The sequence below is a fragment of the Butyrivibrio sp. YAB3001 genome (assembly GCF_900112195.1).
Classification (GTDB): Bacteria; Bacillota; Clostridia; order Lachnospirales; family Lachnospiraceae; genus Butyrivibrio.
This window is the reverse complement of the sequence record NZ_FOKR01000006.1, coordinates 180,333-206,860: the sequence shown is the minus strand read 5'-3', so window position 1 is coordinate 206,860 and position 26,528 is coordinate 180,333. Positions and strand designations below refer to the sequence as shown.

Sequence of the window (26,528 nt, the reverse complement as noted above, 5' to 3'; positions counted from 1 at the left end):
CATTATTCAATATAAAATTCGTCAATTATAAGATGCTTGTTTGTTCGGCTATATACGGCCATAGATGAGCGAAATTTTGATAAAACTTTTATAAAAATATAAGTAAGAAGCTGTATGATTCCAGTAATCATGCGGCTTCTTTCTTTTGTTACATAAATAACGAAATAATATAAAATAGTCTAACATTAGTTGTAGAAAGTGAGTAAAAAGTGTATTATTAAGTTGTTATACTGCTTTGTAATGTTAATTTGCGCTTATGAGTGATTATTTGTGTAAAGTTCGACAAATAACAAAGTAGACAGAAAGCGGCGCGCAGTAATCATGCTGTGTTCAAAGGTTTTTTATCATTGTGACAAGGAAGGAGCGTATAAAAACCAGATGCAGATAAAGAGAATGTCTCAGATAATTGGTCAGTTTGCAATGGTTGGACAGCTGGGTTTGTCACTTCTCATGCCGCTGCTTCTATGCCTTTTTGGCTGTTACCTTCTGTGCAGCAGACTTTCTGTTGGTGCATGGGTGTATATACCGGGATTTATACTGGGGCTCGGAAGTTCTATGATGACCGCTTATAAGGTTTATCTGTCAGTTATTCACAAGGAAGAGAAAAAGAAAAAAGAAAAAGATTCCCATGAGGTTTATTTTAACAGACATTTTTAGATGTAATGCCTGATTAGTGTAGACCTTGGGGAATTTTGGCGTATTGTTGGGAGAATGTTTCTATGGCTAAGTTACAGGATGCAGTAAAAAAAGAGACAATAAATATCGCAGTTGGCACAGGTATTGGCGTGCTTGTAATGTTTTTAGTGTTTTTTGTATTGCACATGGTGATTCCGGAGGATGCACCATTTAATCTCGGAGTTCCATTTGATTATAAAGTTATTCTAGGTGGAATAGGTGGTTTTCTGGTTGCTGTGGGCAATTTCTTCTGGATGGCTCTTACCGTTCAAAAGGTAGCTTCAATTGAAGATGAGGAGAGAGCCAGGAAGACAATGGGTGTGAGCTACAGGTATCGTACCATGCTTCAGTTTGTATGGGGGATACTGGCTATAGTAGTTCCAGTTTTTAATCTGGTGGCGGGCATTGTTCCGCTGTTTTTACCGAGCTTTACCATTAAACTACGCGGAATATTGTCTGCGGGGAAAGGAGGTTGAAGGCGAAAGCATGAATAGTAGCTTCGAAGTCGATTATGCGCAGATATACACGACCATTCATACGGGCATACCGATTTTGGGTGATTTCAAACTGACAGAGACGCTTATTGTAAGCTGGATCGTCATGGCGATAATCACAGGTCTGTGTATATTCCTGACAAGAGATCTTAAGATCGAGAACATTTCGAAAAGACAGGCTTTTGCGGAAATGCTGGTTGAAACGGGCAACAATTTTGTTCGTAACAACACAGGAGGTAATAAGTTTGATAAGCTGATTCCATTTGTTTCAGCGCTCTTTGCAACGAGTGTGGTATCAAACCTTATAAGCCTTATAGGACTGCGAAGTCCAACAGCAGACCTATCAACAGAAGCGGCCTGGGCAGTAGTTGTTTTCATAATGATCACTGCCACCAAGATTAAGACCAATGGATTTGGCGGATATTTGAAGGGATTCACAACGCCTATAGCTGTTATGACACCATTCAATATTCTGTCAGAGTTGGCAACACCTGTAAGTATGGCTTGCCGTCACTTCGGAAATATTCTTTCCGGTGTAGTTATCGACGGACTTATTTACTGGGCATTAGGTCTTGCATCAGCAGCAATTTTCGGACTTATTCCCGGAGCGGTTGGAAATTTCCTTTCCAACATTCCAATCCTGGGAATTGGTATCCCTGCTGTGACCGGTGTGTATTTTGACTGGTTCTCTGGCTGTATGCAGGCATTCATTTTCTGTATGCTGACTGTTATGTATATCGCTAACGCAGCTGAGGAATAAGACTAAAAATTGAATATGAGTAATAAAGGAATTCATAGTATCCAAAGTACATGCGTGTATGTGTATTTTGATATATTGAAGGATTAACACAAAAAAATCTCATTAGGAGGCAAAGAATTATGGGTGATTTTCAGGTACTAGCAAAAGGTATTGCACTTGCAGGATGTGGTATAGGAGCAGGATGTGCACTTATCGCAGGTATCGGTCCTGGTATTGGTGAAGGAACTGCTGTTTCCAAGGCTCTTGAGGCCATCGGACGTCAGCCTGAGTGTAAGGGTGATGTAACAGGTACTATGCTTCTTGGTTGTGCCGTTGCTGAGACAACAGGTATTTATGGTTTCGTTACAGGTCTTCTTCTTATCTTCGTAGCACCTGGTATGTTTATGGGATACCTCAATTAATTGTTTTTATTAAAAAGGAGAGACCATTATGGATATACAGGCTCTAATGTTGTTAACTGCGGAGGCTAAAGATACGCAGGAACTGGTAACACTAGTGCCCTGGACGTTTATCATTCAGATCATCAACCTGTTCATTCAGGTTTTCCTGATAAAGAAATTTCTTTTCAAGCCAATAAATGAAATCCTTGAAAAGAGAAGCAAACTGGCTGATAAGACGATCCGTGAGGCAAGAGAAGCCCAGAATGAAGCCGACTCTCTCAAAGAACAGTATGAAAGCAGTCTGACAAATGCTCATGCAGAAGCTGCGCAGATTGTGTCTGATGCACAGAAAGCTGCTCAGGTTAAGGCAGATACATTGGTGCGCGAGGCACAGGAAGAGGCAGCTGGTATCAAAGCAAGAGCTGCTGCTGATATTGAACAGGAGAAGAAGAAGGCTGTTAATGAGGCTAAAGATGAGATCGGTTCTCTCGCAATGGATATTGCAGGAAAGGTAGTTGAGAAGGAAATCAACGAAGCCGATCATAAAAAGCTTATTGATGACTTTATCAGTAAAGTCGGAGCATGAAGTTAGAAGAAAAGAGGTATAGGTAATCATGAGTAAAGCTGGAGATCTTTATGGGCAGAGCCTATATGATCTGGCAGCGGAAGAGAACCTAACGGATGAAATACTGGGCGAAATGGAAGTTGTGAAGGGAATCTTCAAGGATAATCCCGATTATGTAACACTTCTTTCGGAACCCTCAGTCCCAAAGAATGAGAGACTGCAGCTTGTGGACAAGGCTTTTGACGGAAGCTTGCAGCCATACCTTATGAATTTTATCAAGATTCTGATAGAGAAAGGGCTCCTTCGAGAGTTTTCAGCTTGTTACAAGCGCTTTAGAAAGAGTTACAACGATGCGCATGGAATTGCGGATGCACTAGTAACCACAGCGGTTAAGCTAAGCGATTCCCAGTTGGCCGGACTTAGTGAGAAACTTGAAAAAATCAGCGGTAAAAAGATACTTTTAGAGCAGAAAGTGGACGCAAATGTCCTTGGAGGCGTAAGAGTAGATCTTGAGGGACAGCTCTTTGATGGAACAGTCAAGGGCAGGTTATCCGAGCTTCGCAGACGAGTCGACGAGGTAGTATTATAAAATAATTTAACGTCGGAGGATGATATGGAACTAAAACCAGAAAAAATATCCGAGGTCATTCGAAGCCAGATAAAGAATTATCAGAATGCAATTATCCAGAACGAGACCGGTACAGTTTTAACTGTTGGTGATGGTATTGCCAGAGTAAGCGGACTGTTAAATTGTATGTCGGGTGAGCTTTTGGAATTTGAGAATGGTACATTCGGAATGGCTCAGAACCTCGAGGAAACAGTAGTATCCGCGGTATTGTTCGGCGAAGATGTAGGTATCAGCGAAGGACAGACCGTAAAACGTACAGGAAGAGTTGTTTCTGTTCCTGTAGGTGAAAAAATGATCGGACGTGTTGTAAATGCTATCGGACAGCCAATCGATGGTCAGGGCCCGATAGAATCATCAGAATATAGACCAGTTGAGTCTCCTGCGCCTGGTATTATTGCCAGACAGCCGGTTAAGGAGCCACTTCAGACAGGTATCAAGGCGATTGACTCCATGATCCCTATCGGAAGAGGACAGCGTGAGCTTATTATCGGCGACAGACAGACTGGTAAAACAACAATTGCCATTGATACTATCCTTAACCAGAAGGGTAAAGATGTTATCTGTATCTATGTTGCTATTGGACAGAAACGTTCAACAGTAACAGCTCTTGTTGAAGACCTTAAAAAGGGTGGAGCTATGGACTACACAATCGTAGTAGCTGCTACAGCTTCAGAACCTAGCCCACTTCAGTATATTTCTCCATACACAGGCTGTGCTATGGGTGAGTACTTCATGAATAAGGGAAAACATGTACTTTGTATCTACGACGACTTGTCAAAGCACGCTGTAGCATACCGTGCACTGTCCCTTCTTATCAGAAGACCACCGGGACGTGAGGCATATCCTGGAGACGTATTCTATCTGCATTCAAGACTTCTTGAAAGAGCAGCTAAATTATCAGATGAGAATGGCGGCGGATCACTTACAGCCCTTCCTATTATCGAGACACAGGCAGGTGATGTATCAGCTTACATTCCTACAAACGTTATTTCTATCACTGATGGACAGATATTCCTTGAGACAGAGCTTTTCCACTCAGGAATCATGCCGGCGGTTAACCCTGGTATCTCAGTATCCCGAGTTGGTGGTAATGCGCAGATCAAGGCGATGAAGAAGGTTGCCGGAACATTGAAGCTTGTTTATTCACAGTATCGTGAACTGCAGAGTTTCGCACAGTTTGGTTCAGACCTTGATGAAGATACAAAGGCACGTCTTGCACAGGGCGAACGTATCGTTGAAGTTCTTAAGCAGGACAAGAATCAGCCTGTTCCTGTTGAAAAGCAGGTTGCTATTCTTTATGCCGTTGTCAATAATATCCTGATGAAGATCGAGGCAACAGACGTAGCTGAATACGAGGCTGGTCTTTATGAATTCCTTGATCATAACCCTTCCGGAATTGCAGCTATGACTGAAATTCGTGAGACAGGTAAGCTTGAAGCAGAAACTGAGAATAAGTTAAAAGAAGCTTTGAACGCATATACTGATAAGTTTCTCAAGAGCAAATAAGGAGGGTAAATAATGGCTGGATCAATGAAAGCTGTTAAACTCCGAATCAAGAGCGTCCAGAGCACAATGCAGATTACGAAGGCGATGCAGCTGGTTGCAGCTTCAAAGCTTCGTAAGGCAAAAGAAAGAGCTGATCAGTCCAAGCCTTATCTTGAGACTATCCTTAATACACTTACAGAGATTGCCAATGGAAATACAGATTTCCAGTCATCGTATACGAAGGCTGGAGAAAATGATAAATGGCTGTATGTTGTTATCGCCGGAGACAGAGGTCTTGCAGGCGGTTATAACTCAAACCTCTTTAAGTTTGTTGAGGCGGAACTTCAGGGTAAGGATGATGTGACAGTTCTTCCTATTGGTAAAAAATCTGTGGAATTCTTTAAACACAGAAATGTTCCGATTTTTACTGAAGAATTTGCCGAGGTTGCCAAAATAACTATCTCAGATTGTTATCAGATTGCCAAGCTGATCTGCGGATCATATGGTGGTGGCGGATTTGGACATGTTTTCCTGTGCTATACAAATTTCGTGTCCATGCTGTCCCAGGTTCCGACAGCTACATCGCTTCTTCCGCTCTCAGATTTATCTTCTGAGGAAAAGAAAAGTGATGGTAAGCCAAAGGATCTTATTCTGTATGAGCCAAACAGTGAGACAGTGTTCGATGCGATTGTTCCGGAATACCTGGCGGGAATTCTTTATACAAGTATCAACATTTCTTATGCTAGTGAGCTTGCAGCTCGTAGAACAGCTATGGAAGCAGCAACTGACAACGCAGAAGAAATGATCGAGACTTTGAGTCTGTATTATAACAGAGCGCGTCAGGCAAGCATCACGCAGGAAATTACAGAGATTGTGGCGGGTGCTGAAAGCTAATAACGTAATAAACAAAAGGAGTTTAACAATGAGTGAAAATCATGTAGGAAAGGTAATACAGGTTACAGGCCCTGTACTTGACATCCGCTTTAAAGAGGGTGAACTTCCGGATCTTCACAATGCTATAGAGATTATGATTGGTGACAACAAGCTGGTTGCCGAGGTTGCACAGCAGGTCGGTGATGATGTTGTCAGATGTGTTGCCATGAGTTCTACAGATGGTCTCGTTCGTGGCGTTGATGCTGTAGATACCGGAAGCCCGATAACTGTTCCGGTTGGTGAAGAGTGTCTGGGTAGAATCTTTAATCTGTTAGGTGAACCTGTTGATAATGGTCCTGCTCCTAAGTCTGCTGAGAGATGGGCTATCCATCGTCCAGCTCCTGCTTACGAGGATCAGGTTCCTGCGACAGAAATCTTTGAAACTGGAATTAAGGTCGTTGACCTTATCTGCCCTTATGCTAAGGGTGGTAAGATTGGTTTGTTCGGTGGTGCCGGCGTAGGTAAGACCGTACTTATCATGGAGCTTATTAACAACGTTGCCAAGGCGCACGGTGGTATTTCTGTATTCACCGGTGTTGGTGAGCGTACTCGTGAAGGAAATGACCTTTACGGAGAAATGAAGGAAAGTGGAGTTATTGATAAGACTGCACTGGTTTACGGACAGATGAACGAGCCACCGGGAGCCAGAATGAGAGTTGGTCTTTCAGGTCTTACAATGGCTGAATATTTCCGTGATGTAAAGAATCAGGACGTGCTTCTTTTCATTGATAATATCTTCCGTTTCACACAGGCTGGTTCAGAAGTTTCAGCGCTTCTTGGACGTATGCCTTCAGCCGTAGGTTATCAGCCTACACTGGCTACAGAAATGGGTGCTCTTCAGGAGCGTATTACATCAACGAAGAAGGGGTCTATCACATCAGTTCAGGCCGTTTACGTTCCTGCTGATGACCTTACTGACCCTGCTCCTGCTACAACATTCACACACTTGGATGCTACCACCGTTCTTTCCAGAGATATCGCTTCAAAGGGTATTTATCCGGCTGTTGATCCTCTTGATTCTACAAGCCGTATCCTTTCACCTGATATCGTAGGAAAAGAGCACTATGAAGTAGCAAAGGGTGTTCAGCAGGTGCTTCAGAGATATCGTGAACTTCAGGATATCATTGCCATCATGGGTATGGATGAACTATCAGAAGAGGATAAGCTTACTGTTTACAGAGCACGTAAGGTCCAGAACTTCCTGTCTCAGAGCTTCTCAGTTGCTGAGCAGTTCACAGGTCTTCCTGGAAAATACGTTCCTCTTAAGGAAACTATTCGCGGATTCAAGATGATTCTTGATGGCGAATGCGACGACCTTCCGGAGAGTGCATTCCTTCTTGTTGGAACTATTGATGAAGTTTTTGAGAAGGCAAAGAAGTAGTGATTTAGGGTAAAGGAGCACACACAATATGGCTTCAACATATCATTTACAGGTTGTGTCCCTAGATGGTCTCGAATATGAGGGAGATGTCCAAAAGATATTGCTAAGAACAATAGATGGTGATGTAGAGATACTTGCTCGTCATACCAATTATTGTACAGCTATCGGAATGGGCACTGCCAAGGTGACCATGGGCGACGGCCAGGAAAGAAAAGCAGCCTGTATCGGTGGAATGCTCTCGGTTATGAACGGAGAGGTCAGAGTTCTTCCTACAACATGGGAATGGAGCGAAGATATCGACGTAGAGCGTGCTAAAGCTGCTAAAGCAAGAGCAGAAGAGAGGTTAAAGGATAACATGCTTGACAAGGAAGCAAGAATCCGCGCCGAGGCAAAGCTCTACAGAGCACTTGTAAGACTCGGTTCCTCCGGACAGGATCATCATCTTCAGTAAAGATGAGACTATAAAAACAATATGACGAAGGATTGTCGTCTGTTAATTGTAACAGGAAAACAATCCTTCGTTTTATTTTGTTTACTATTTTAACGAATATAAGGAAATGTTATAATGATAGCTGAACCATTGTGTTTCATTCAAGTGAGGGTAATGAGATGGCATACGGTAATCTTTTTCATGTAGCATTCTTTTGTTCGGCTATGATTGTTTCCTTGACTTCTATTGTTTATACGAAACTTCAGAAACGGACCGATCTGGCCCAAAATCATATTTTTCTTTTCATGAATTATGTTGTCCTTATCAATTCGGCGACATGTCTTTGCTATGAGATATTTGAGTCGTACACTAGATATTTCCCCCAATTAAAATACCTGATGTTTGTGTCACAATTCTTGTACTTCCTGGTTCATACGGCGCTGGCTCCGGGACTTTTTTATTATGTTATGACAGTGAATGGGGCTTTTTGTGAGAAAACAGTGTTCTTAAAGAAGATGTGTCTTGCGCCATTTGTTCTGTCTGTGGTATTGGTGGTGACAAATCCAATCACGCATTTTGTTTATTATTTTGACAAAAATCTGATGTTTTACAGGAATTGGGCTGAACTGGTGCTTTATATCATTGCGCTGACATATTTTGTTGTGGCATTTTGCAATCTGATGCTTTCATGGAATGCGCTGACAAGGAGAAGACGCTGGTCACTGGTATATTTCTTTATAATCACACTTATAGGAGTAATAATCCAGCTGATAATCATAGATATAAAGACTGAACTGTTTGGAGAAGCGCTGGCGCTTGTCGGCGTGATGCTTTCGGTGGAAAATGAAGATGACAGGCTGGATTCAGCTATTGGCGTCTACAACAGAAATGCTCTTATGATGGATGCCAATCACCTGCTCATAAAGAGAAAGATTTTCCATGTAGTCTGCCTCAAAATCCTGAACATGGATATCATGGGAAGAATTACCAAGTTATCAAATACAGATGAGATAGTCAGGGTAATAAGCGATTATTTAAAGACAATTGTTCCAAGATACCGCATTTACCATGCAGCTACTGATACAATGCTCCTTCTTTTGGAGGATGATAATAAAAAAGTAACTGAAATAGAAACCATGGGAATTGCAAGGAGGATTCATGACCGTTTTGAGGATTCCTGGAAAATCCGTGGGGTGCCGATCAAGCTCTCTTCTGTGATACTTACGGCAGAGGTGCCCAAGAATGTACATACCCTTGGAAATCTCTTTTACATGGTGGATTCTCCTATGCCAAAAGAGATGGAGAACAGGATAATCTCCGGTGATGATCTAAAGTTCCTTATAAGGCGTGGAGCTGTTGAATCAGCGGTTTCGGAGGGACTAAGTCACAATAACTATGAAGTATATTATCAGCCAACTCACTGTGTTGATGGGCTGAAACTCCATGGGGCAGAGGCACTTATAAGGCTCCATGATGCGGTCCTTGGAGACCTTTATCCCGATGAGTTCATTCCGATAGCTGAGCAGACAGGATATATAAATGATATAGATGATTTTGTGTTAAAAGAAGTATGCAGATTCATACAGAGCGGCGAAGCAAAAAGGCTTGGAATGGACTGCGTAAATGTAAATCTCTCTGTGCTTCAGTGCATGCAGAAGGATTTTGTTAAGCATATTTTGGATATTGTAAACAGCTTTGGTATAGATAAGTCATGGATAAATTTTGAGATAACAGAGTCTGTTTCTGCAAGTGATTATGAGCTTCTTAGCAATGTGGTAAAAGAACTTAAAGAAAACGGATTTCTTTTCTCTATGGATGATTATGGAACCGGCTATTCAAATATGCATTCTCTCTTTGAACTTGACTTTGATATAGTAAAAATAGATAAGAGTATCCTGTGGGATGCTGAAAAGAGCGAACTTGGACAGATTATATTGGAAAACTGTGTCCATATGATCAAGCAGATGAAGAGAAAAATTCTTGTAGAAGGCGTAGAGACGAAAGAACATGTCGAGAAGCTTAAAGCGCTCGGAGTTGATTATCTTCAAGGGTATTTCTTTTCAAGGCCAATAACCAAAAGAGAACTTCTGGCATATTGTGAAGTCAGGAATGATGAATAAATAATCTGAGCAAATTCGGGGAGGCTATTATGGAACTTACAAGTGAGGAAAAGAAAATATTGTCGGGGATTTCTTTTGACGCAGAGGGAATCGAAAGCGGAGAACTTAATGAAGCGGATGAAAAGCTTCTTATGGAGATGAGGGCTACTTTAGCGTATTTAAAGGAAAAATATCCTGAGTACAATTTTGAGATTACGGGATGTGAGCCTAAATCCGGCACTGCCAGAGATTATGACGAGTGGTACTACAAGGCTCTTGAGATTGTGCGCGAATCAGCATTTATTGCCATGGCAGTAGAAAAGGATGGTCAAATAGAAATTCGTGATGATTTCTATGGCGAGATAATAAGAGAAGAGGTCACGGATAAGATAAGAAGTATTCTTGGCCCATCAATCCCTGTGGTTAAGATAGATGTGAGTTTTTGGGAATATCTGGGAAAAGAGTATAGCGGAGAATTAAATGCTGACAAGGTATTAAAAGGGAAAATCTCTGCAGGAAATGACATAAAGATCTTTCTTGATGGTTCAGGCATTTTGGGAACCGAATATGAAAATGTAGTTAAAAAAATCGAGGAGTCATTTAAGAAAGCAGGAGTTATCGGTGATGTGTATGTGGTTATTTTAAAGGATAAGGATTCTGATTTTACAAAGGACAGGTTGTATTCTGAGAGCATCTATATCTGATGTCAGGGGGTATCATATGAGCAGCAATCTTACGTTAGAAGAAATTGTTCTGATCAATAACTTGCTATACTGCGAGAATCTTGGCGGACCAAGAGGGACTTTTTTGTCTACAATTCAGGAGTCAAGAACAATTGGAGACTATGTAAATGGTGTCCTTAGAAATGCTGCTCAGATTGAAAATGACAGAGAATACAGTACCGGTGTGACCGGCGCGGAATACAAGGAAATTTTGTGGTCAATAAGACCTAATCAGCATCTTAAAAATATCATTATCAAGGAAGTTCACTATGAAAGCGAGGGTGCCGGAGGCGGAAGAAGTGTATTTCTTTTTGATCCTGAATACAATGAGGCGATAGTTGCTTTTAAAGGAACCCAGTCTGATGCGGAATGGATTGATAATGTTTCGGGGTTATATGTGGTTCCTACCGAATATCAGCAAAATGCCCTGAACTGGTTTGGGTCACTTGACTTTAGCGGGTGCGATATAATCACCGTCACCGGGCATTCCAAAGGCGGTAATAAGTCTAAGTTCATCACAATCATGGATGACAGGGTTGATAACTGTTTTTCTTTTGACGGACAGGGCTTTTCAGATGAATTTATCAGAAAATATGCTGATGAGATAAGAAATAATCAGGGAAAGATTTTTAATATCATTGCAGAGAGTGATTTTGTAAATATCCTGCTTAATGATGTGGGACAAAAACAGTTCTATCTTGGTACAAACTTTGGGAGACTTGGATTTGCAGAGAATCACTGCGCAAATGCGGTTCTGTTTTTTGACTCCTGCGGAAGCATGTCCTTGTGGAAAGCTAAGGGGCAGGATAAAAAGATGATGGACCTTGATAAGATGCTGAACAGCTTTATCAGGTCGTGCAGGATGGAAACCAGAGAAAATGTGGCTAATCTCCTGGGAAGTGTCATAGTTAATGCTAAAAGCGGCGATACAGACAAACTGGTGGATACCTTTGCCGATGAAAAATATATAGACAGCGCAGCAAAACTCATTGCATACATACTTAAGTACAAGTATGAAAAGCCTGTAATGGTTGAATCTGTCAGGGAAATCCTGAATCAGAACGGATTCAGCACAGGCATGCTTGGAATAGGTGATTTTGTCACGAATCATGAGCTGCTCCTTAGTCTTATAGGAAGTCATCCCAAACTAATGCTCTGGATTTTAAAAAAGAAAAACACACCGGAGAATATCACTTCATTTTTGAGTAAGCACATGGATCTTTTTGGGCTTCTGGTTTTGATATCCAAAAAGATGCGCCGCATAAATCCGCTTCGATACAACGGCACTGATCTATGCGCTGATGATGAGGATGATTCGTTCTTTATCAATAAAACTTTCTATATTTCCCGTAGAAAAAAGATTTTGCTGGCACTTATTGTTGTTGCAGTTCTGATTGTGATATACCTTATTTTCAGGATGAAGGTGAATTAGTTTCTAAGAAGAAATATGCTGCATATTGATGATCCAAAGAATCAATATGGTTAAGAAGAGTAACCGGGGAATGGTAGGTTTCAAGACGAAAGCCGGTAATCCCGGATGAATAATAATCATATTCATTCGGGATTTTCTATATCAACCATACATCAATAATCAAGGAGTAAAAAGCAAAATACGGAGTGAACAATAGATGCAAATACAGTATCATATTAGTAATAGATAATAAGGTCGGACGCATAAGCTGTCATGAAAAAAATATATCTTTTTCTGATAACTGTGCATCCTGATTCAATAAGGAGGTTACTATGCTTTATATAGGTGTAGATTTGGGGACATCATCAGTTAAGCTTGTACTGATGGATGAAACAGGTAAGATTCACGGAACACAGACAAGGGAGTATCCTTTGTTCTTCCCTCAGCCGGGCTGGTCTGAGCAGAATCCTGAAGACTGGTACAGAGAGGCTGTTACAGGACTTAAGGAACTTCTTAAGGATGTTGACAAGTCACAGGTTGCAGGCATCAGCTTTGGAGGACAGATGCATGGCCTTGTAATCCTTGATGAGAACGACGAAGTTATCCGTCCTGCAATTCTTTGGAATGATGGAAGAACACAGAAACAGGTTGATTATCTCAACAACGAGATTGGAAAAGAGACACTTTCCAATTACACAGCTAATATAGCATTTGCAGGCTTTACAGCACCTAAGATCCTTTGGGTAAAAGAAAATGAGCCTGAAAACTTTAAGAAGATCAAGAAGATCATGCTTCCTAAGGACTATCTTGCATATAAGTTGTCAGGAAGCTTCTGCACAGATTATTCAGATGCATCAGGAATGCTTCTCCTTGATGTTAAGAATCGCAAGTGGTCTAAGGAAATGTGCGACATCTGTGGCATTACAGAAGAGATGCTTCCAAAGCTTTATGAAAGTTTTGAGAAGGTTGGAACACTTAAGGCTGAACTTGCTTCAGAACTTGGACTTGGTGAAAATGTTGTTATTGCAGCAGGTGCAGGCGATAATGCGGCAGCAGCAGTTGGAACAGGCACAGTTGGAAACAATAAGTGCAATATCTCCCTTGGAACAAGCGGAACAATCTTTATGTCATCTGACAGCTTTGCTGTAGACAGCAACAATGCACTTCATTCTTTTGACCATGCTGACGGACATTTCCACCTTATGGGATGCATGCTCAGCGCAGCAAGCTGCAACAAGTGGTGGATGGATGAAATCCTCAAGACTAAGGATTATGCAGATGAGCAGAAGGGCATCGAGAAGCTTGGTGAGAACCACGTATTCTTCCTTCCTTATCTTATGGGCGAGAGATCTCCTTGGAACAATCCTAATGCACGTGCTACTTTCACAGGTATCACAATGGATACAACAAGAGAAGATATGACACAGGCTGTTCTTGAAGGTGTTGCATTTGCTACAAGAGATATGTATGAAGTTGCAAAGTCAATCGGAGTTAAGCCTGAGAGAACTATGATCTGCGGTGGTGGCGCAAAGAGCCCTCTTTGGAGAAAGATGATCGCTAACATCCTTAACATTGAAGTGGATGTTCCTACCTGCGAAGAAGGTCCCGGAATGGGCGGCGCAATGCTTGCTATGGTTGCATGCGGCGCATATGCATCTGTTGAAGAGGCAGCAAAAGCAATTGTTAAAGTAAGCAAGACTGAAAAGCCGGATCCTGAGCTTGTTGCTAAGTACGAAGCAAGATACCAGCAGTTTAAGACAATTTATCCTGCATTGGCTGAAACTTTTGACAAGATTATCTGATTGTTATAAATATGAAAAATAGGCGATGTTATCGCTGATTTTAAACCGGGAAAAAGAATGTCCTTGTGGCATTCTTTTTTCTAAATATAGGAATTATTTTTATTAAATCTGATTGAAAATGCCTTATTATGATGATATGATTATAAAATAATTTAGAAAATTATAAAGTATTGGTGAGCTTTAGATTTAAGCAAAAGATTATCGATGGAAAACAGGGTTTGTAAACATTGCCTTCTACGAGATATGGAAGGTAACGAGAAGGAAATGATCCAGAAATACCGGGATGCTATTAAGGCAGAGGACAGGGTTTCAGAAGCTGATTATGAGAAAAGACTTAGTGTTTGTCTTGATTGTGAGAAGCTTGTAACGGGAACCTGTCTCGTATGTGGGTGTTACGTGGAGCTTAGGGCGCTTGGTATTGGAACACATTGTCCAAAGAAAAAATGGTAATTTATAGGAGGGACGTAAGTTGGCAAAGCTTATAATCAACAATGAAAACAAGAAATCAAAGATTGCTCCTGAAATATACGGACATTTTTCAGAGCATCTTGGAAGATGTATCTACGAAGGACTCTTTGTTGGGGAGAACTCAGATATTCCTAATGTAAATGGAATGAGAACTGACGTAGTAGAAGCACTTAAGGAGATGAAGATACCTGTTCTTCGTTGGCCGGGCGGATGCTTCGCAGATGAATACCACTGGATGGATGGTATCGGACCTAAGGAAAAGAGAAAGAAGATGATCAATACTCACTGGGGCGGAGTTGTTGAAGATAACAGCTTTGGTACTCATGAGTTTTTTGAGCTTACAAAGCAGCTGGGTTGTAAGACATATATCAACGCAAACCTTGGCTCAGGCAGTGTAAGAGAGATGAGCGAATGGGTTGAGTACATGACATTTAACGGAGTTTCACCTATGGCTGATCTTCGTAAAGAAAATGGTCATGAAGAACCATGGACAGTTGATTATCTTGGCGTTGGCAATGAGAACTGGGGCTGCGGCGGTAACATGAGACCTGTTTATTATGCTGACGAGTACAGAAGATACCAGACTTATGTAAGAAACTATGATGGAAATAAGCCAATTTCCAAGATCTGCTGCGGACCAAACGGTGATGATTATCACTGGACTAAGAATGTTCTTGAGACATGCTTTGATCACACACCTGAATGGCAGCATGGCTTCATGGATGGATTATCACTTCACTATTACACAATTCCTACAAAGGATTGGGGACATAAGGGATCTGCTACAGAATTTACAGAGGATCTTTTCTATCAGACACTTAAGGGAAGCTATTTCATGGAAGAGCTTATCACAAGACACGGCGCTATCATGGATCAGTTTGACCCTCAGAAGAAGATTGGTCTTATTGTTGATGAGTGGGGAATCTGGGCTGATGTTGAGCCTGGCACAAATCCGGGATTCCTGTATCAGCAGAGCACAATGCGTGATGCTCTTGTTGCAGGTATGAACCTCAATATCTTCAATAAGCATTCTGACAGAGTAAGAATGGCATGTATCGCTCAGCTTATCAATGTTCTTCAGTCTGTAATCCTTACAGATGGTGAGAAGATGATCAAGACACCAACATATTATGTATTTAAGATGTTCAGACATCATCAGGGTGCAACACTTCTTGGAAGTGAGCTTGTGGGCAACAGCAATGTTGGAACAGAGAAGAATGAAGTTCCTAAGATTTTTGAATCTGTATCAGAGGATGAACAGGGCGTAGTAACTGTAACACTTACTAACAACTCACTTGAGGCAGCAGAGGATGTGGATATCATGTTCACTAACTCAGAGAAGGCTTACAAGGTATCTGAGGCAGTAGTTCTTTCAGGCAAGATGGATGCTCATAACACATTTGAGAATCCTGAAGTTGTAAAAGAAGCGGAATTCAAGGATTACGAGAGCACAGACGGCGGACTTAAAGTAAAGGTTCCTGCTTGCTCAGTTCTTACACTTCGTTTAGCGTGATTGGTTCGTGGATGGCAGCAGAATGCGGACAAGTAAAGAAATGCTTGTTTTCGTCTTCGCTGTAATTCATGGTACATAAAAATGAGATATGCTTCCCTATGGTTCAAAATTTGGTGAACCATGAGAAGGAAAGCATATCTCATTTTTCTTACTCATGAATTTTAAGATCAGTCCGAGAACTGCACATTTCTTTACTTGCCCACAATCTGACTGACATCTTAAACTCAGAACTGATTATTTTTGTTATCATTGCTAGTGTACTGTCTAGCTCAAATTCAATCAAATAACTTGTATCTCATCTCATATGCTGCGTCTGAAAATCTTGACAATGCCCGCATTGCCTGCGATTTATCATCCTTGCCTATGAAATGATCTACTTCGTCATTTGATTAAATATGAACGAGACAGCACACTAGTTCTGCGAGGGCGTGTAAATGCAGAAATGATCATCCACACTATGTGGATCAGGAATATTCCTGCAAGGAGGAATAGGTGGGTGTAGAAAATTCCGACGATGAAGTAGTTTCGCTCCAACAGGAATTTCATATAAAAACCAAAGTAACATAACAGACCGGTAAGGGACAGGCTAAGAATCAGGTAGGGCAGGTTGAAGAACATGTTCTTTAAGGCAATGAGGAAGTCCTTAAAGGAAGCATCAAAGTAAACAAATCTTCCTATCATAAGTCCAAAGTAGTACATCATGACAGGGCTGTATTCGCTTTCATCACCTATGCGGTTTAAGTACATTAAAAGAATTATCACATAGAACATTGCCAGCATACGGATGGTAGCCTTTTCTTCTTTTGTGATTTTCTTTAGCGGAATGATGATCATGTCGAGAATTGTGTTGATTACACATGATAGACATATTAGGAGTAAAAGTACAAAATCTTTTCCCTCAGCCCACAGCTCAACAAGCATTTTTTCTCTGGAGGTTAGATTAGTGGCGACACCTGTCTGAACAAGGTGGTTTACATGATTTATTATCACATAGGCACAGGAGAAGGATAAAACGGAAGTTCCGGCAATGAGCATTTCGAAGAATCGTTGGACTTTATTTACAAAGGCATTATTTAGGGCAAGTTTCTTTCTTTGTCCGGAAATGTCTCTTTGAAGAACAGTGATAGCTACCAGGTAGATGAGTCCGAGGCTTATCGCTATTCCGATAAAGCACACCAAAAAGAAAATGAGTTTTTTACCCAAAGTAAAATCCGGGTTTAAATAAGCTTTGATTGTCATTTATGATATCCCCCTTATTAAAAACACTTAATAAAGTATAAAAAAGTAAAAAGTAAAATTCAAGGCGGAGCTCTTCACGCATAAATTGAGAGAATAGAAGCATTAAATACGCGGTAATCATATTTTTTGATTTGTATAATGAAAATTACAAAAATGTATTGAGGAGATTAAACTATGTCAGAGCTTAGATTGCCGCGTTTGTTGTCTGATGGAGCGGTTTTACAGAGAAGAAAGAGCATACATGTGTGGGGCTGGGATGAAGCCGGAGCAAAAATAAGTGTTAAGCTTGTTGACGGGAATGATGAAGCTTTAAGCCAGGCTACAGGTGAATGTAATGAAAAGGGAAGATTTGATGTATATCTGCCTGCGAGAGAGAGCGGCGGACCTTATAAGCTTGTGATTTCTGATGAAAAAGAAAAAGTAGTTGTAAATGATGTGATGATAGGAATTGTCTGGTTCTGCACAGGACAGTCCAATATGGAACTTCCGATCATAAGAGTTAAGGATAAATATCCTGAAATGCTGAATGTTGAGCCAAATGACAGGATCCGTACATTCAAGATTATGGAAGAGACCTGCTACAAGGGTGAGTACGAGGAACATCATACCGGAGACTGGAAGAGCGTAAGTCAGGATACGATAATGAATTTTTCTGCAACCGGATACTTTTTTGCCAAGAATCTCCAGAAGATAACAGGACAAACTGTTGGTTTCATCAATGCAAGTCTTGGCGGCTCTAACATATGGTCATGGATGAGCAGAGAAATGCTTGAAGGATATGATGAGCTTCTTTCTCTTGCGGATAAATATGCTGATGACAAGTTTGTTGAATCTCAGATAAAAAAGAACATTGAGCAGGGTAATGCCTGGAGAGGAAGCCTTTATCAGAATGATGAAGGAATCAAGAATCACTGGGAGGCTGATGAATATATTAGCCGTATATTAGCTGAAGATGGCGAAGGTGCATCTCAAAATGCCGATGATGAAAAGAATTTGTGGAATGAGTTTAGCATCCCGAATTTCTTTGAAGGAACTGAACTTGATGGATTTATAGGAAGTGTATGGTTTGCAAGAAAATTTGATCTTCCTAAAGAACTTGCAGGGAAAAGCGCAAGGCTCTTTTTAGGAACCATGGTGGATAATGACATTGTTTTTGTGAACGGTGTTAAGGTTGGAGATACCGGATATCAGTATCCTCCAAGAAAATATGATATTCCTGAAGGACTAACCAGGGAAAAAGACAATACTATTGTTATAAGACTTGGTGTTGAGACAGGAAAAGGCAGATTTACGCCTGATAAGGATTACAAGTTTTTTAATGAAGATGCAGAAGTAAAGCTTGATGGCACATGGAAATACAGGATAGGAGCAAAGTGCGAGCAGATTCCTGAGACTGACTTTATCAGCTGGAAGCCAACAGGCCTTTATAATGCAATGACAGCGCCATGCCATAATTATCCTATTGATGGTGTTTTATGGTATCAGGGCGAGTCAAATATTGAAGATTTTGAATATGAAGATCTTACAAGAAGACAGGTTGAAGGTTATAGAAAAGCCTGGGGAGATGAGAGTATTCCGTTTATCGGAGTCCAGCTTCCAAACTTTGTGATCGATCAGCTTCCAAGAGTTGATGACTGGGGAAAATTCAGACTTATCCAGAATAAACTTCTTGATATTGAAAACACAGGGCTTGTGGTCACATTGGGACTTGGAGAAGATAATGACCTTCATCCTGTTACCAAAGAACCAATTGGAGAAAGAGCGGCTCTATGGGCATCACACCTGAAATATTGCTATAATGGTGAGTATATGGGGCCTGCTGCAATAAGCGCAACAGGAGTTATCGGAAAAAATGGAAAGCCGGTTATCTCGGTTACTCTTGACCATGCTGATGAAGTAAGTGTTTTAAATGCCGGCAAGGGAACTGAGATTAAGGACATGTATATTGTGGATGATAATGGTGTTAAGCATCAGGCAAAGGTGACTATCTGCGAAAATACAGAAGACGGGCATGCATCATTTGAAGATGGGTCAGAGAAGGAATCTGAGCAGATAGCTGGTAATGCAAAGATCAGGAAGAAATATACACTTGAACTTGAATGTGATGAATGTGCAGGAAGTGCATCTAAGGTGCAGTGGTGCTGCAGAAACACATATCAGGGCGGCCTTATTACCAATGAGACCGGTATTCCGATGTCACCATTTGAACTTCCGATAACAGAAAGGATGTAAAGTGAAAAAACTTTTTACTGAAGGATGGAAATTTTGGGAAGCGGAGTTTGGAACAAGCTATGAGACAGCTATGGAACATCTGCCTGAATTTAAACAGGTGGATATTCCTCATGACTATCTCATCCATGATACAGCAAATCTTTATAAGGACAGCACAGGCTGGTATGTAAAGGATTTTTCTTTATCATCGGATGATATTAAGAAAAAGATATATCTGATATTTGATGGCATCTATATGGACAGTATTGTCTATGTAAATGGCAAAGCTGCCGGTGAGTGGAAGTATGGCTATTCTCAGTTTGTGCTGGATATAACAGCTTTTTTGACTGAGGGTGAAAATCATCTTGCGGTGGCTGCGAGAAACAAATTTCCTAATACCAGGTGGTATTCCGGAGCAGGAATCTATAGAAATGTCTGGATCTGCGATTATAATGATATATTCATTCCGGAAAATGGGATTTATGTTCATTCAGTAAAAAAGAATTCAAATGGTAGTGGTCATGACTATTACCTTTATGTGAATACTGAAATATGTGGTGATGTGAGTGGAAATAGCAATGTCACTCATGAACTGTTTGATACAGAGGGAAATAAAATCCCTCTTATCAGTGTGCCTTTGTCAGAGGTAAAAGAAGTAACTTATGGCGTTAATTCTTTTGACAGCAATAATGTTTCAGAAGATGTTACGTCAGATGAGAGAAAATTAACATGTCTTCCTTCAAGGGCTGATGCAAGATATGTTGAGAAAGCATATCTTGTAGAAAACGTAAATGAATGGGATGTGGAAAATCCTGTTTTGTATTCTCTTTTGACTAAGTTATATGACGGGTCGTCTGATGTCGAAGGTGTTAAGGCTGCTGGAAATAGCAAGGAATTAGAGAAAGATGCGGCGAAAGACGCTACTTCTAATGGTGTTATTCTACAGGAAGAGAAAACAACAGTTGGCTTCAGGACTACAGAGTTTAATCCTGAACATGGCTTTTTCCTTAATGGAAAAAATATAAAACTCAACGGAGTTTGCATTCACCATGATCTTGGTGCACTTGGCTCGGCATATAACCATACTGCCATGCGAAGAAGACTTATTCAGTTAAAAGAAATGGGTGTTAATGCCATAAGACTTACTCACAATATGTATGACCCTGATGTTATCAGACTTGCAGATGAAATGGGATTTATGCTGATTTCTGAGAGTTTTGATATGTGGGTTGGGTCAAAGACTGAGTTTGACTATGCAAGATTTTTCCCTAAGTGGCATGCAAGAGATGTTGAGAGCTGGGTAAGACGCGACAGAAATCATCCTTCAGTTATCATGTGGAGCATAGGAAACGAGATTTATGATACTCACTCAAATGAGAAGGGAGAAGATATCACCAGAGATTTAAAGAATCTTGTGGAGACTTTTGATCCTTTAAAGAATGCCAGAGCTACGATCGGATCCAACTATATGCCTTGGGAAAGAGCTCAGAGATGCGCAGATATCCTGAAAGTTGCAGGATATAACTACGCTGAAAATTATTATAAAGAGCATCATAAGGCACATCCTGACTGGATCATTTATGGAAGTGAGACTTATTCTATTGTGCAGAGTAGGGGAGTTTATCATTTTCCTCTGGCTGTACCGACTCTATGTGAATCAGATCAGCAGTGCTCATCCCTTGGAAACAGCACTACAAGTTGGGGCGCAGACAGCATAGAGGCTTGTATCTGTAAGGACAGGGATATGGAATTTTCCATGGGACAGTTCATTTGGACGGGCTATGACTATATCGGTGAGCCGACGCCTTACCAGACCAAGAATTCCTATTTTGGTCTTATTGATACAGCAGGTTTTTATAAGGACGCTTTTTATGCGTGGAAGTCAGCCTGGGTGAGTGCTGAAAAAGATCCTTTTGTTCATGTTTTCCCATATTGGGATTTCAATGAAGGGCAGCAGATAGATGTGCGTGTTTGCAGTAATGCTGATGAGGTTGAGCTGTTCCTAAATGGTAAGAGCCTGGGAAGGCAGCAGCTTACTCATGCACCGCATAGTGGAGATAAGATTTTTGCTGATTACTCGGTAATTTATGAGCCGGGTGAGATCAAGGCTGTTGCATATGATACAGCAGGAAATGTCATAGCGGAAGATTCACATAAATCTTTTGGTGATACAGACAGATTTGTAGTTGATATTGATCACAAGCTTGATAAATATGGTGAGAGGGATCTGATCTTTGCTGAAATAAGCGCTTTGGATAAAGAGGGCAATCCTGTAGAGAATGCTTCTGACTATGTAAATGTAAGTGTCAGCGGAGATGGGCAGCTTATAGGACTTGATAACGGAGATAGCACAGATTATGACAGTTATCAGAGTTCCTGCCGAAAGCTCTTTAACGGTAAACTTCTTGCGATAGTGAAGTGCACTGGTGATCCTGACAGTGTAAAGGTAGAAGTTTCCAGAGCGGATAAGGTTCCTGTAAGAAGCATTAAACTTGAGGTACAGCCTTGCGATGATTTAGCAGAAAACCTTAACATATTAACTTCAGAACATCCAAAAGTTAAGGTGGTTGCAAAGGTTTATCCTGAAGATGCCACAGATAAGGAAGTGGTATTTAGAGCACTCAACAGAAATGGTACAGACACAAATATCGCAAAGTTCCATGCAGAAGGGAATACTTGCGAGATTGAAGCTATGGGCGATGGAGACTTTGTTATAAGGTGTGAAGCTAAAAGTGGCAGAGAAGTTGTGGCTGTAATGTCAAATCTGGAATTCAAAGTTTCCGGAATGGGAGCGGCATTCCTTGATCCGTACGGATTCATACCGGGAAGTTTGTATACTTCCTTTATCGGCAAAATAGGTAACGGCAACGAACACGGCGTGGCATCTGCAAAAGATGGCGAGACTGTTGTAAGCTATAGCGGGATTGATTTTGGAAAAGATGGTTCTGATGAAATAACCATACCTATTTTTACCCTAAATGATGATGAATACAGATTTGAAATCTGGAAAGGCATACCGGGAGAAGAGGGTTCTAAGCTTTTAAAAGAAGCTTTTTACCAGAAAAAATCCATATGGAATACTTATCAGGAAGATACCTGGAAATTATCTGAGCGCTTAACCGGACTTCAGACCATAAGCCTTAGGCTGTTTAATAAGTATCATATCAAAGGATTCTCTTTTGCCAGACAGAACAGGGCATTTGTGGATGTACGGGCTTTGGATGCGGATTCAATCTATGGTGATACTTTTACCAAGACGGATGGAGCTGTGGAAGGTATCGGAAATAATGTAACCATTGCTTTTGACGACTATAACTTTGGCGAGAGCGGAACAAAACAGATTACTATCTGCGGAAGAGCAAAGGCAGCAGCTAATACAATTCATCTTAGGATGAAGAAAAAGAGTTTAGAGGGAATAAATGCAGAAGCTGTGGATTCGATTGAAACACTCGATGAAGTGAAGGAAATTTTAGAGTTTCCACAGACTGATGAATACAGTGAAGTTACATTTGAAATTGGTGAGAAGAAAGGAAATTGGGATATTTCATTTGTATTTCTTCCCGGAAGTAATTTCGATTTCAAGAGTTTCAGATTTGAGAAATAAGATATAGATGTTGCACAGAGGAGCCGAAAGGCTCCTTTTTGCATATAAAAAATATTTTTCTATATACCTATTGACATAATAGGTAAATAGATTTAACATAAGATTCAACAAGTAGCACAGAGGCAGAGATAATAGAGTTTATTTCGAGCTATAGTGCAACAAACAACACACAGATATTTGAGGAGAGGAGAAAGTTATGAAAAAGAAATTATTTAAGAAAGTAGTGGCAAGTGTTTCAGCTGCAGCATTAGGTGTTGCTGCACTTGCAGGATGCGGTTCATCAAGTGAGCAGCCTGCTGCAAAGGCAGATTCAACTGCATCAGAAGCTTCAGCACAGACTGGAGATGAGAATAAGATTTATAGAACTCTTGATGAAATCAAGGAGAGCGGAAAGGTTAACATCGGAGTATTTTCTGATAAGAACCCATTTGGATATGTTGATGAGAATGGCGCATATCAGGGATATGATGTTTACTTTGCTGAGAGAATCGGTAAGGACCTTGGTGTTGAAATAAACTATGTTTCAACTGAGGCAGCAAGCAGAGTTGAGTATCTTGAGACAGGTAAGGTCGACATAGTTCTTGCAAACTTCACAGTAACTGAAGAGAGAGCACAGAAGGTTGATTTCGCACTTCCATACATGAATGTAGCACTTGGAGTTGTTTCACATGAGGATAATGTGATCGAAGACCTTAGCCAGATTTCAGCTGATGATCAGGTTATCGTTATTTCCGGAACAACTGCTGAGACATATCTTGAAAAGAATTATCCTGACATCAAGCTTCAGAAATTTGATACATATGCAACAGCAAAGACTTCTTTTGAAAATGGAACAGGAGTTGCATGGGCAAATGATAATACAGAAGTTATCGCATATGCAATTGAAAATCATGGATATGTAGTAGGTATTCCTTCACTTGGAAGCCAGGATACAATCGCTCCTGCAGTTTCAAAGGGCAACAGCACACTTCTTGACTGGCTCAACAATGAAATTGTAAGCCTTGGCGGAGAGAATTTCTTCCACGCAGATTATGAAGCAACACTTATTGATACTTATGGTAAAGATTACGAAGAAACACTTGTAGTAGAAGGTGGCAAGGTTGCAGGTTCTACAGAAACAGCAGCTGCAGGCACAGCTTCAGACGCAGCAGCGCTTGATATAGTTCCTGGAAACGGCGAGACAATCAAGATTGCAGCTTCACCTGTTCCACACGCAGAGATCCTTGCAAAAGCAGCTGACATCCTTAAAGATTATGGATACAACCTTGATATTGTTGAATTTGAAGATTATGTTCAGCCAAACCTTGTAGTAGAGTCAGGTGAGTTTGATGCAAACTACATGGAGCATGTTCCATATCTTAACAGCTTCAACGAAGAGCAGGGTACACATATTGTTGATGCAGGTGACATCCACTATGAGCCATTTGGAATTTACCCTGGAAAGAAAAAGAGCCTTGATGAAGTAGCAGATGGCGATAAGATTGCAATTCCTAATGATACAACAAACGAAGCAAGAGCACTTCTTTTACTTCAGGATAATGGCCTTCTTAAATTAAAGGATGGCGCAGACCTTAAGGTAACAGTTAATGATATCGTAGAAAACCCTTATAACATCGAATTTGTTGAACTTGAAGCTGCACAGGTAGCAAGAGTAGTAAATGAAGTTTCATATGTTGTACTTAATGGAAACTATGCACTTGAGGCAGGATACTCTGTCGGAAAAGATTCAATTGCATATGAGTCAAGCGATTCAGTTGCAGCTAAGACTTATGTAAATATCATCGGTGTACTTGATGGAAACGAGAATTCAGACAAGATCAAAGCTCTTGTAACAGTTCTCAGATCTGCTGATATCAAGAAATTCATCGAAGATACTTATGACGGAGCAGTTATTTTCTTCGAGAGCTGAAGATTTAAGAACAAATGATTATAAAGAATTGATTTACGGGAGAGTCTTATGGAAACATTTCATTCGTGTTTCCATGGCATTGCAGGCATTATCATATATATCCGGGCAATACCAAAAGGGCTCTCCCGTAATTAATGGAGCAGATATGAGCGTTATAGAGATTAAGAATCTGACAAAAAAATTTGAAGTTGAAGGGCATACAGTAACTGCGCTTAGCGGTATAAATCTTTCTGTTGAAAAGGGTGATATTTTCGGAATAATCGGAATGTCAGGGGCAGGAAAGAGCACTTTGGTGCGGTCTATAAATTATCTGGAAAAGCCAACAGAGGGACATGTTCTTATAGATGGCGTTAATCTTGAAGAACTATCTGAAAAAGAACTTCGAAAGAAACGAAGCCAGATAGGAATGATATTCCAGAATTTCAATCTTCTTGAGCAGAAAAATGTAATTGACAATGTATGTTTTCCACTTGAAATCTCAGGTGTTAAGAAAAAAGAAGCCCGTCAGAAAGCAAAAGATCTTTTAAAACTTGTCGGACTTGAGGAAAAAGAAAAGGCTTACCCTTCGCAGTTATCCGGAGGTCAAAAGCAGAGAGTTGCTATTGCGAGAGCTCTTTCTACAAATCCTCAGATTCTTTTGTGTGATGAGGCAACCAGCGCTCTTGATCCTCAGACAACAGCTTCTATTCTTGGTCTATTAAAAAAGATTAACGCTGATCTTGGAATAACAATTGTGATAATCACCCATCAGATGTCGGTTGTAACGGAAGTGTGCAATAAGGTTGCGATAATTGACAGCGGAAGACTGGTTGAAGTCGGTGATGTGGAGAAGATATTCGAAAATCCTGAATCAGATGCTGCCAAAGAGCTTATTTCAGGAAAAGAGATCCGCTATACACCTGTTCAGATTTTAAATGATGTGAAAAGAATCAGGATTGTTTTCCAGGAAAATTCAGCTTATGAGCCTGTGATTGCAAATACGATTCTAAAGCTTCAGGCTCCGGTAAACATCCTGAGAGCTGATACAAGAAATGTAAACGGCAAAGCAATCGGTGAAATGATACTTGGACTTCCTGAGGGTGAGGAATTACAAAACAGTATCATAGAACATTTACAAAATTCAGGATTGTTTGTTGCGGAGGTCGGCGAGAATGAATGAACAGGTTATAAAGATGCTTCTTGAGGGCATTAAAGATACTTTATATATGACTTTCGGGTCGGTAATCATCGGATATGCAGTTGGGCTTCCCCTTGGAATACTGCTTTATGTATCAAGTGAAAAGGGCCTTAGACCAAACAAGGTTATTTATCATGTTTTTGATTTTGTCTGCAACATTATAAGAAGTATTCCATTTCTTATTCTTTTGATACTTCTTATTCCTTTTACGAGACTTATAGTTGGACAAAGCTATGGTTCAACAGCAACCATTGTTCCGCTTGTAATATGTGCTGCGCCTTATATAGCCCGTGTGGTTGAGTCATCACTAAACGAGGTGGATGCAGGAGTTATTGAGGCGGCAAAGTCAATGGGAGCTAGTAACTTCCAGATTATTACAAAGGTGCTTCTTGTAGAAGCAAGAACGTCACTTTTGACAGGATTTACGATTACTACAGGACTTCTTTTGGGATATTCGGCAATGTCAGGAACTGTCGGTGGCGGCGGACTTGGCGACATTGCAGTAAGGTATGGTTACTACAGATGGCAGACGGATATCATGTTTGTTACGGTAATCCTTCTTATCATTATTTTCCAGATCATTCAGAATGTGGGAACAAAGATTTCACTTAAGGCAGATCATAGAAAGCGCTGATAGGTTTT

The 26,528-nt window shown here is 40.6% G+C and carries 22 protein-coding genes and 1 pseudogene; 22 read left to right on the top strand and 1 reads right to left on the bottom strand.

The features are described 5' to 3' along the window. The first annotated feature begins 378 nt into the window (after positions 1–378). The 16 genes from BM086_RS08880 to BM086_RS08805 all read left to right on the top strand — a co-directional run bounded on the left by BM086_RS08880 (position 379) and on the right by BM086_RS08805 (position 15,746). Positions 379–657, top strand: coding sequence for an AtpZ/AtpI family protein (locus BM086_RS08880; protein WP_092325699.1), 279 nt, complete (start codon positions 379–381; stop codon positions 655–657). A gap of 62 nt (positions 658–719) precedes the next feature. Next, positions 720–1,151: an ATP synthase subunit I gene (locus tag BM086_RS08875; protein ID WP_092325663.1), complete on the top strand. Its 432-nt coding sequence runs from the start codon at positions 720–722 to the stop codon at positions 1,149–1,151. Positions 1,152–1,161: 10 nt separating this feature from the next. After that, a complete protein-coding gene (locus BM086_RS08870; RefSeq protein ID WP_092325662.1) occupies positions 1,162–1,929 on the top strand; it encodes a F0F1 ATP synthase subunit A in 768 nt (255 codons plus the stop codon). 119 nt (positions 1,930–2,048) lie between these two features. Then, positions 2,049–2,330 (top strand): ATP synthase F0 subunit C, encoded by a 282-nt coding sequence (gene atpE, locus BM086_RS08865; RefSeq protein WP_092325661.1) that lies wholly within the window; start codon positions 2,049–2,051, stop codon positions 2,328–2,330. A 28-nt stretch (positions 2,331–2,358) separates the two neighbouring features. Beyond that, positions 2,359–2,895 (top strand): F0F1 ATP synthase subunit B, encoded by a 537-nt coding sequence (gene atpF / locus BM086_RS08860; RefSeq protein ID WP_242952156.1) that lies wholly within the window; start codon positions 2,359–2,361, stop codon positions 2,893–2,895. A gap of 28 nt (positions 2,896–2,923) precedes the next feature. Next, positions 2,924–3,463, top strand: coding sequence for an ATP synthase F1 subunit delta (atpH, locus tag BM086_RS08855; RefSeq protein WP_092325660.1), 540 nt, complete (start codon positions 2,924–2,926; stop codon positions 3,461–3,463). A 24-nt stretch (positions 3,464–3,487) separates the two neighbouring features. After that, a complete protein-coding gene (gene atpA / locus BM086_RS08850) occupies positions 3,488–5,008 on the top strand; it encodes a F0F1 ATP synthase subunit alpha (protein WP_092325659.1) in 1,521 nt (506 codons plus the stop codon). Between the two features lie 12 nt (positions 5,009–5,020). Then, positions 5,021–5,881, top strand: coding sequence for an ATP synthase F1 subunit gamma (atpG, locus tag BM086_RS08845; RefSeq protein WP_092325658.1), 861 nt, complete (start codon positions 5,021–5,023; stop codon positions 5,879–5,881). Positions 5,882–5,909: 28 nt separating this feature from the next. Further along, entirely contained in the window at positions 5,910–7,301 is a 1,392-nt protein-coding gene (gene atpD / locus BM086_RS08840) for a F0F1 ATP synthase subunit beta (protein ID WP_092325657.1), read from the top strand. Positions 7,302–7,329: 28 nt separating this feature from the next. Next, positions 7,330–7,752 carry an ATP synthase F1 subunit epsilon gene (gene atpC / locus BM086_RS08835; protein WP_092325656.1) on the top strand — a complete coding sequence of 141 codons (423 nt, stop codon included), beginning with the start codon at positions 7,330–7,332 and terminating at the stop codon, positions 7,750–7,752. 158 nt (positions 7,753–7,910) lie between these two features. Next, positions 7,911–9,851: an EAL domain-containing protein gene (locus BM086_RS08830; protein ID WP_092325655.1), complete on the top strand. Its 1,941-nt coding sequence runs from the start codon at positions 7,911–7,913 to the stop codon at positions 9,849–9,851. Between the two features lie 29 nt (positions 9,852–9,880). Beyond that, entirely contained in the window at positions 9,881–10,534 is a 654-nt protein-coding gene (locus BM086_RS08825) for a hypothetical protein (protein WP_092325654.1), read from the top strand. Positions 10,535–10,550: 16 nt separating this feature from the next. Continuing rightward, positions 10,551–11,984 carry an Mbeg1-like protein gene (locus BM086_RS08820; RefSeq protein WP_092325653.1) on the top strand — a complete coding sequence of 478 codons (1,434 nt, stop codon included), beginning with the start codon at positions 10,551–10,553 and terminating at the stop codon, positions 11,982–11,984. Positions 11,985–12,295: 311 nt separating this feature from the next. Then, complete coding sequence (gene xylB / locus BM086_RS08815) at positions 12,296–13,765, top strand: xylulokinase (protein WP_092325652.1); 1,470 nt, start codon at positions 12,296–12,298, stop codon at positions 13,763–13,765. A 204-nt stretch (positions 13,766–13,969) separates the two neighbouring features. Beyond that, positions 13,970–14,215: a DUF6171 family protein gene (locus BM086_RS08810; RefSeq protein ID WP_092325651.1), complete on the top strand. Its 246-nt coding sequence runs from the start codon at positions 13,970–13,972 to the stop codon at positions 14,213–14,215. Positions 14,216–14,234: 19 nt separating this feature from the next. Continuing rightward, the gene (locus BM086_RS08805) at positions 14,235–15,746 is read left to right on the top strand and encodes an alpha-N-arabinofuranosidase (RefSeq protein ID WP_092325650.1); all 1,512 of its coding nucleotides are present in this window, start codon (positions 14,235–14,237) and stop codon (positions 15,744–15,746) included. Positions 15,747–16,127: 381 nt separating this feature from the next. On the opposite strand, the gene BM086_RS08800 is transcribed toward BM086_RS08805, so the two are convergent. Further along, positions 16,128–16,985, bottom strand: a complete 858-nt coding sequence (locus BM086_RS08800) for a hypothetical protein (RefSeq protein WP_092325649.1) — start codon at positions 16,983–16,985, stop codon at positions 16,128–16,130. A 174-nt stretch (positions 16,986–17,159) separates the two neighbouring features. Here BM086_RS08800 and BM086_RS08795 point away from each other — a divergent pair, with 174 nt between their 5' ends. The 6 genes and pseudogenes from BM086_RS08795 to BM086_RS08775 all read left to right on the top strand — a co-directional run bounded on the left by BM086_RS08795 (position 17,160) and on the right by BM086_RS08775 (position 26,520). Next, positions 17,160–19,217 (top strand): sialate O-acetylesterase, encoded by a 2,058-nt coding sequence (locus BM086_RS08795; RefSeq protein WP_092325648.1) that lies wholly within the window; start codon positions 17,160–17,162, stop codon positions 19,215–19,217. 1 nt (position 19,218) lies between these two features. Then, a complete protein-coding gene (locus tag BM086_RS08790; protein WP_092325647.1) occupies positions 19,219–22,800 on the top strand; it encodes a DUF4982 domain-containing protein in 3,582 nt (1,193 codons plus the stop codon). A gap of 196 nt (positions 22,801–22,996) precedes the next feature. After that, positions 22,997–23,788, top strand: a pseudogene (locus tag BM086_RS21900) (transporter substrate-binding domain-containing protein); the annotation flags it as partial. Between the two features lie 57 nt (positions 23,789–23,845). Then, positions 23,846–24,709, top strand: a complete 864-nt coding sequence (locus BM086_RS21895; RefSeq protein ID WP_442857335.1) for a MetQ/NlpA family ABC transporter substrate-binding protein — start codon at positions 23,846–23,848, stop codon at positions 24,707–24,709. 145 nt (positions 24,710–24,854) lie between these two features. Continuing rightward, entirely contained in the window at positions 24,855–25,868 is a 1,014-nt protein-coding gene (locus BM086_RS08780) for a methionine ABC transporter ATP-binding protein (RefSeq protein WP_092325697.1), read from the top strand. Then, a complete protein-coding gene (locus BM086_RS08775) occupies positions 25,861–26,520 on the top strand; it encodes a methionine ABC transporter permease (protein WP_092325645.1) in 660 nt (219 codons plus the stop codon). The genes BM086_RS08780 and BM086_RS08775 overlap by 8 nt, the downstream gene beginning before the upstream one ends. Positions 26,521–26,528: the final 8 nt, after the last annotated feature.

Coding starts and splice junctions, on each gene's coding strand:
- atpE (WP_092325661.1), top strand. CDS start 2,049: ATGGGTGATTTTCAGGTACTAGCAAAAGGTATTGCACTTGCAGGATGT.
- atpF (WP_242952156.1), top strand. CDS start 2,359: ATGGATATACAGGCTCTAATGTTGTTAACTGCGGAGGCTAAAGATACG.
- BM086_RS08780 (WP_092325697.1), top strand. CDS start 24,855: ATGAGCGTTATAGAGATTAAGAATCTGACAAAAAAATTTGAAGTTGAA.
- atpD (WP_092325657.1), top strand. CDS start 5,910: ATGAGTGAAAATCATGTAGGAAAGGTAATACAGGTTACAGGCCCTGTA.
- BM086_RS08870 (WP_092325662.1), top strand. CDS start 1,162: ATGAATAGTAGCTTCGAAGTCGATTATGCGCAGATATACACGACCATT.
- BM086_RS08880 (WP_092325699.1), top strand. CDS start 379: ATGCAGATAAAGAGAATGTCTCAGATAATTGGTCAGTTTGCAATGGTT.
- BM086_RS08875 (WP_092325663.1), top strand. CDS start 720: ATGGCTAAGTTACAGGATGCAGTAAAAAAAGAGACAATAAATATCGCA.
- xylB (WP_092325652.1), top strand. CDS start 12,296: ATGCTTTATATAGGTGTAGATTTGGGGACATCATCAGTTAAGCTTGTA.
- BM086_RS08820 (WP_092325653.1), top strand. CDS start 10,551: ATGAGCAGCAATCTTACGTTAGAAGAAATTGTTCTGATCAATAACTTG.
- atpH (WP_092325660.1), top strand. CDS start 2,924: ATGAGTAAAGCTGGAGATCTTTATGGGCAGAGCCTATATGATCTGGCA.
- BM086_RS08810 (WP_092325651.1), top strand. CDS start 13,970: ATGGAAAACAGGGTTTGTAAACATTGCCTTCTACGAGATATGGAAGGT.
- BM086_RS08795 (WP_092325648.1), top strand. CDS start 17,160: ATGTCAGAGCTTAGATTGCCGCGTTTGTTGTCTGATGGAGCGGTTTTA.
- atpG (WP_092325658.1), top strand. CDS start 5,021: ATGGCTGGATCAATGAAAGCTGTTAAACTCCGAATCAAGAGCGTCCAG.
- BM086_RS08830 (WP_092325655.1), top strand. CDS start 7,911: ATGGCATACGGTAATCTTTTTCATGTAGCATTCTTTTGTTCGGCTATG.
- atpA (WP_092325659.1), top strand. CDS start 3,488: ATGGAACTAAAACCAGAAAAAATATCCGAGGTCATTCGAAGCCAGATA.
- BM086_RS08775 (WP_092325645.1), top strand. CDS start 25,861: ATGAATGAACAGGTTATAAAGATGCTTCTTGAGGGCATTAAAGATACT.
- atpC (WP_092325656.1), top strand. CDS start 7,330: ATGGCTTCAACATATCATTTACAGGTTGTGTCCCTAGATGGTCTCGAA.
- BM086_RS08800 (WP_092325649.1), bottom strand. CDS start 16,985: ATGACAATCAAAGCTTATTTAAACCCGGATTTTACTTTGGGTAAAAAA.
- BM086_RS08825 (WP_092325654.1), top strand. CDS start 9,881: ATGGAACTTACAAGTGAGGAAAAGAAAATATTGTCGGGGATTTCTTTT.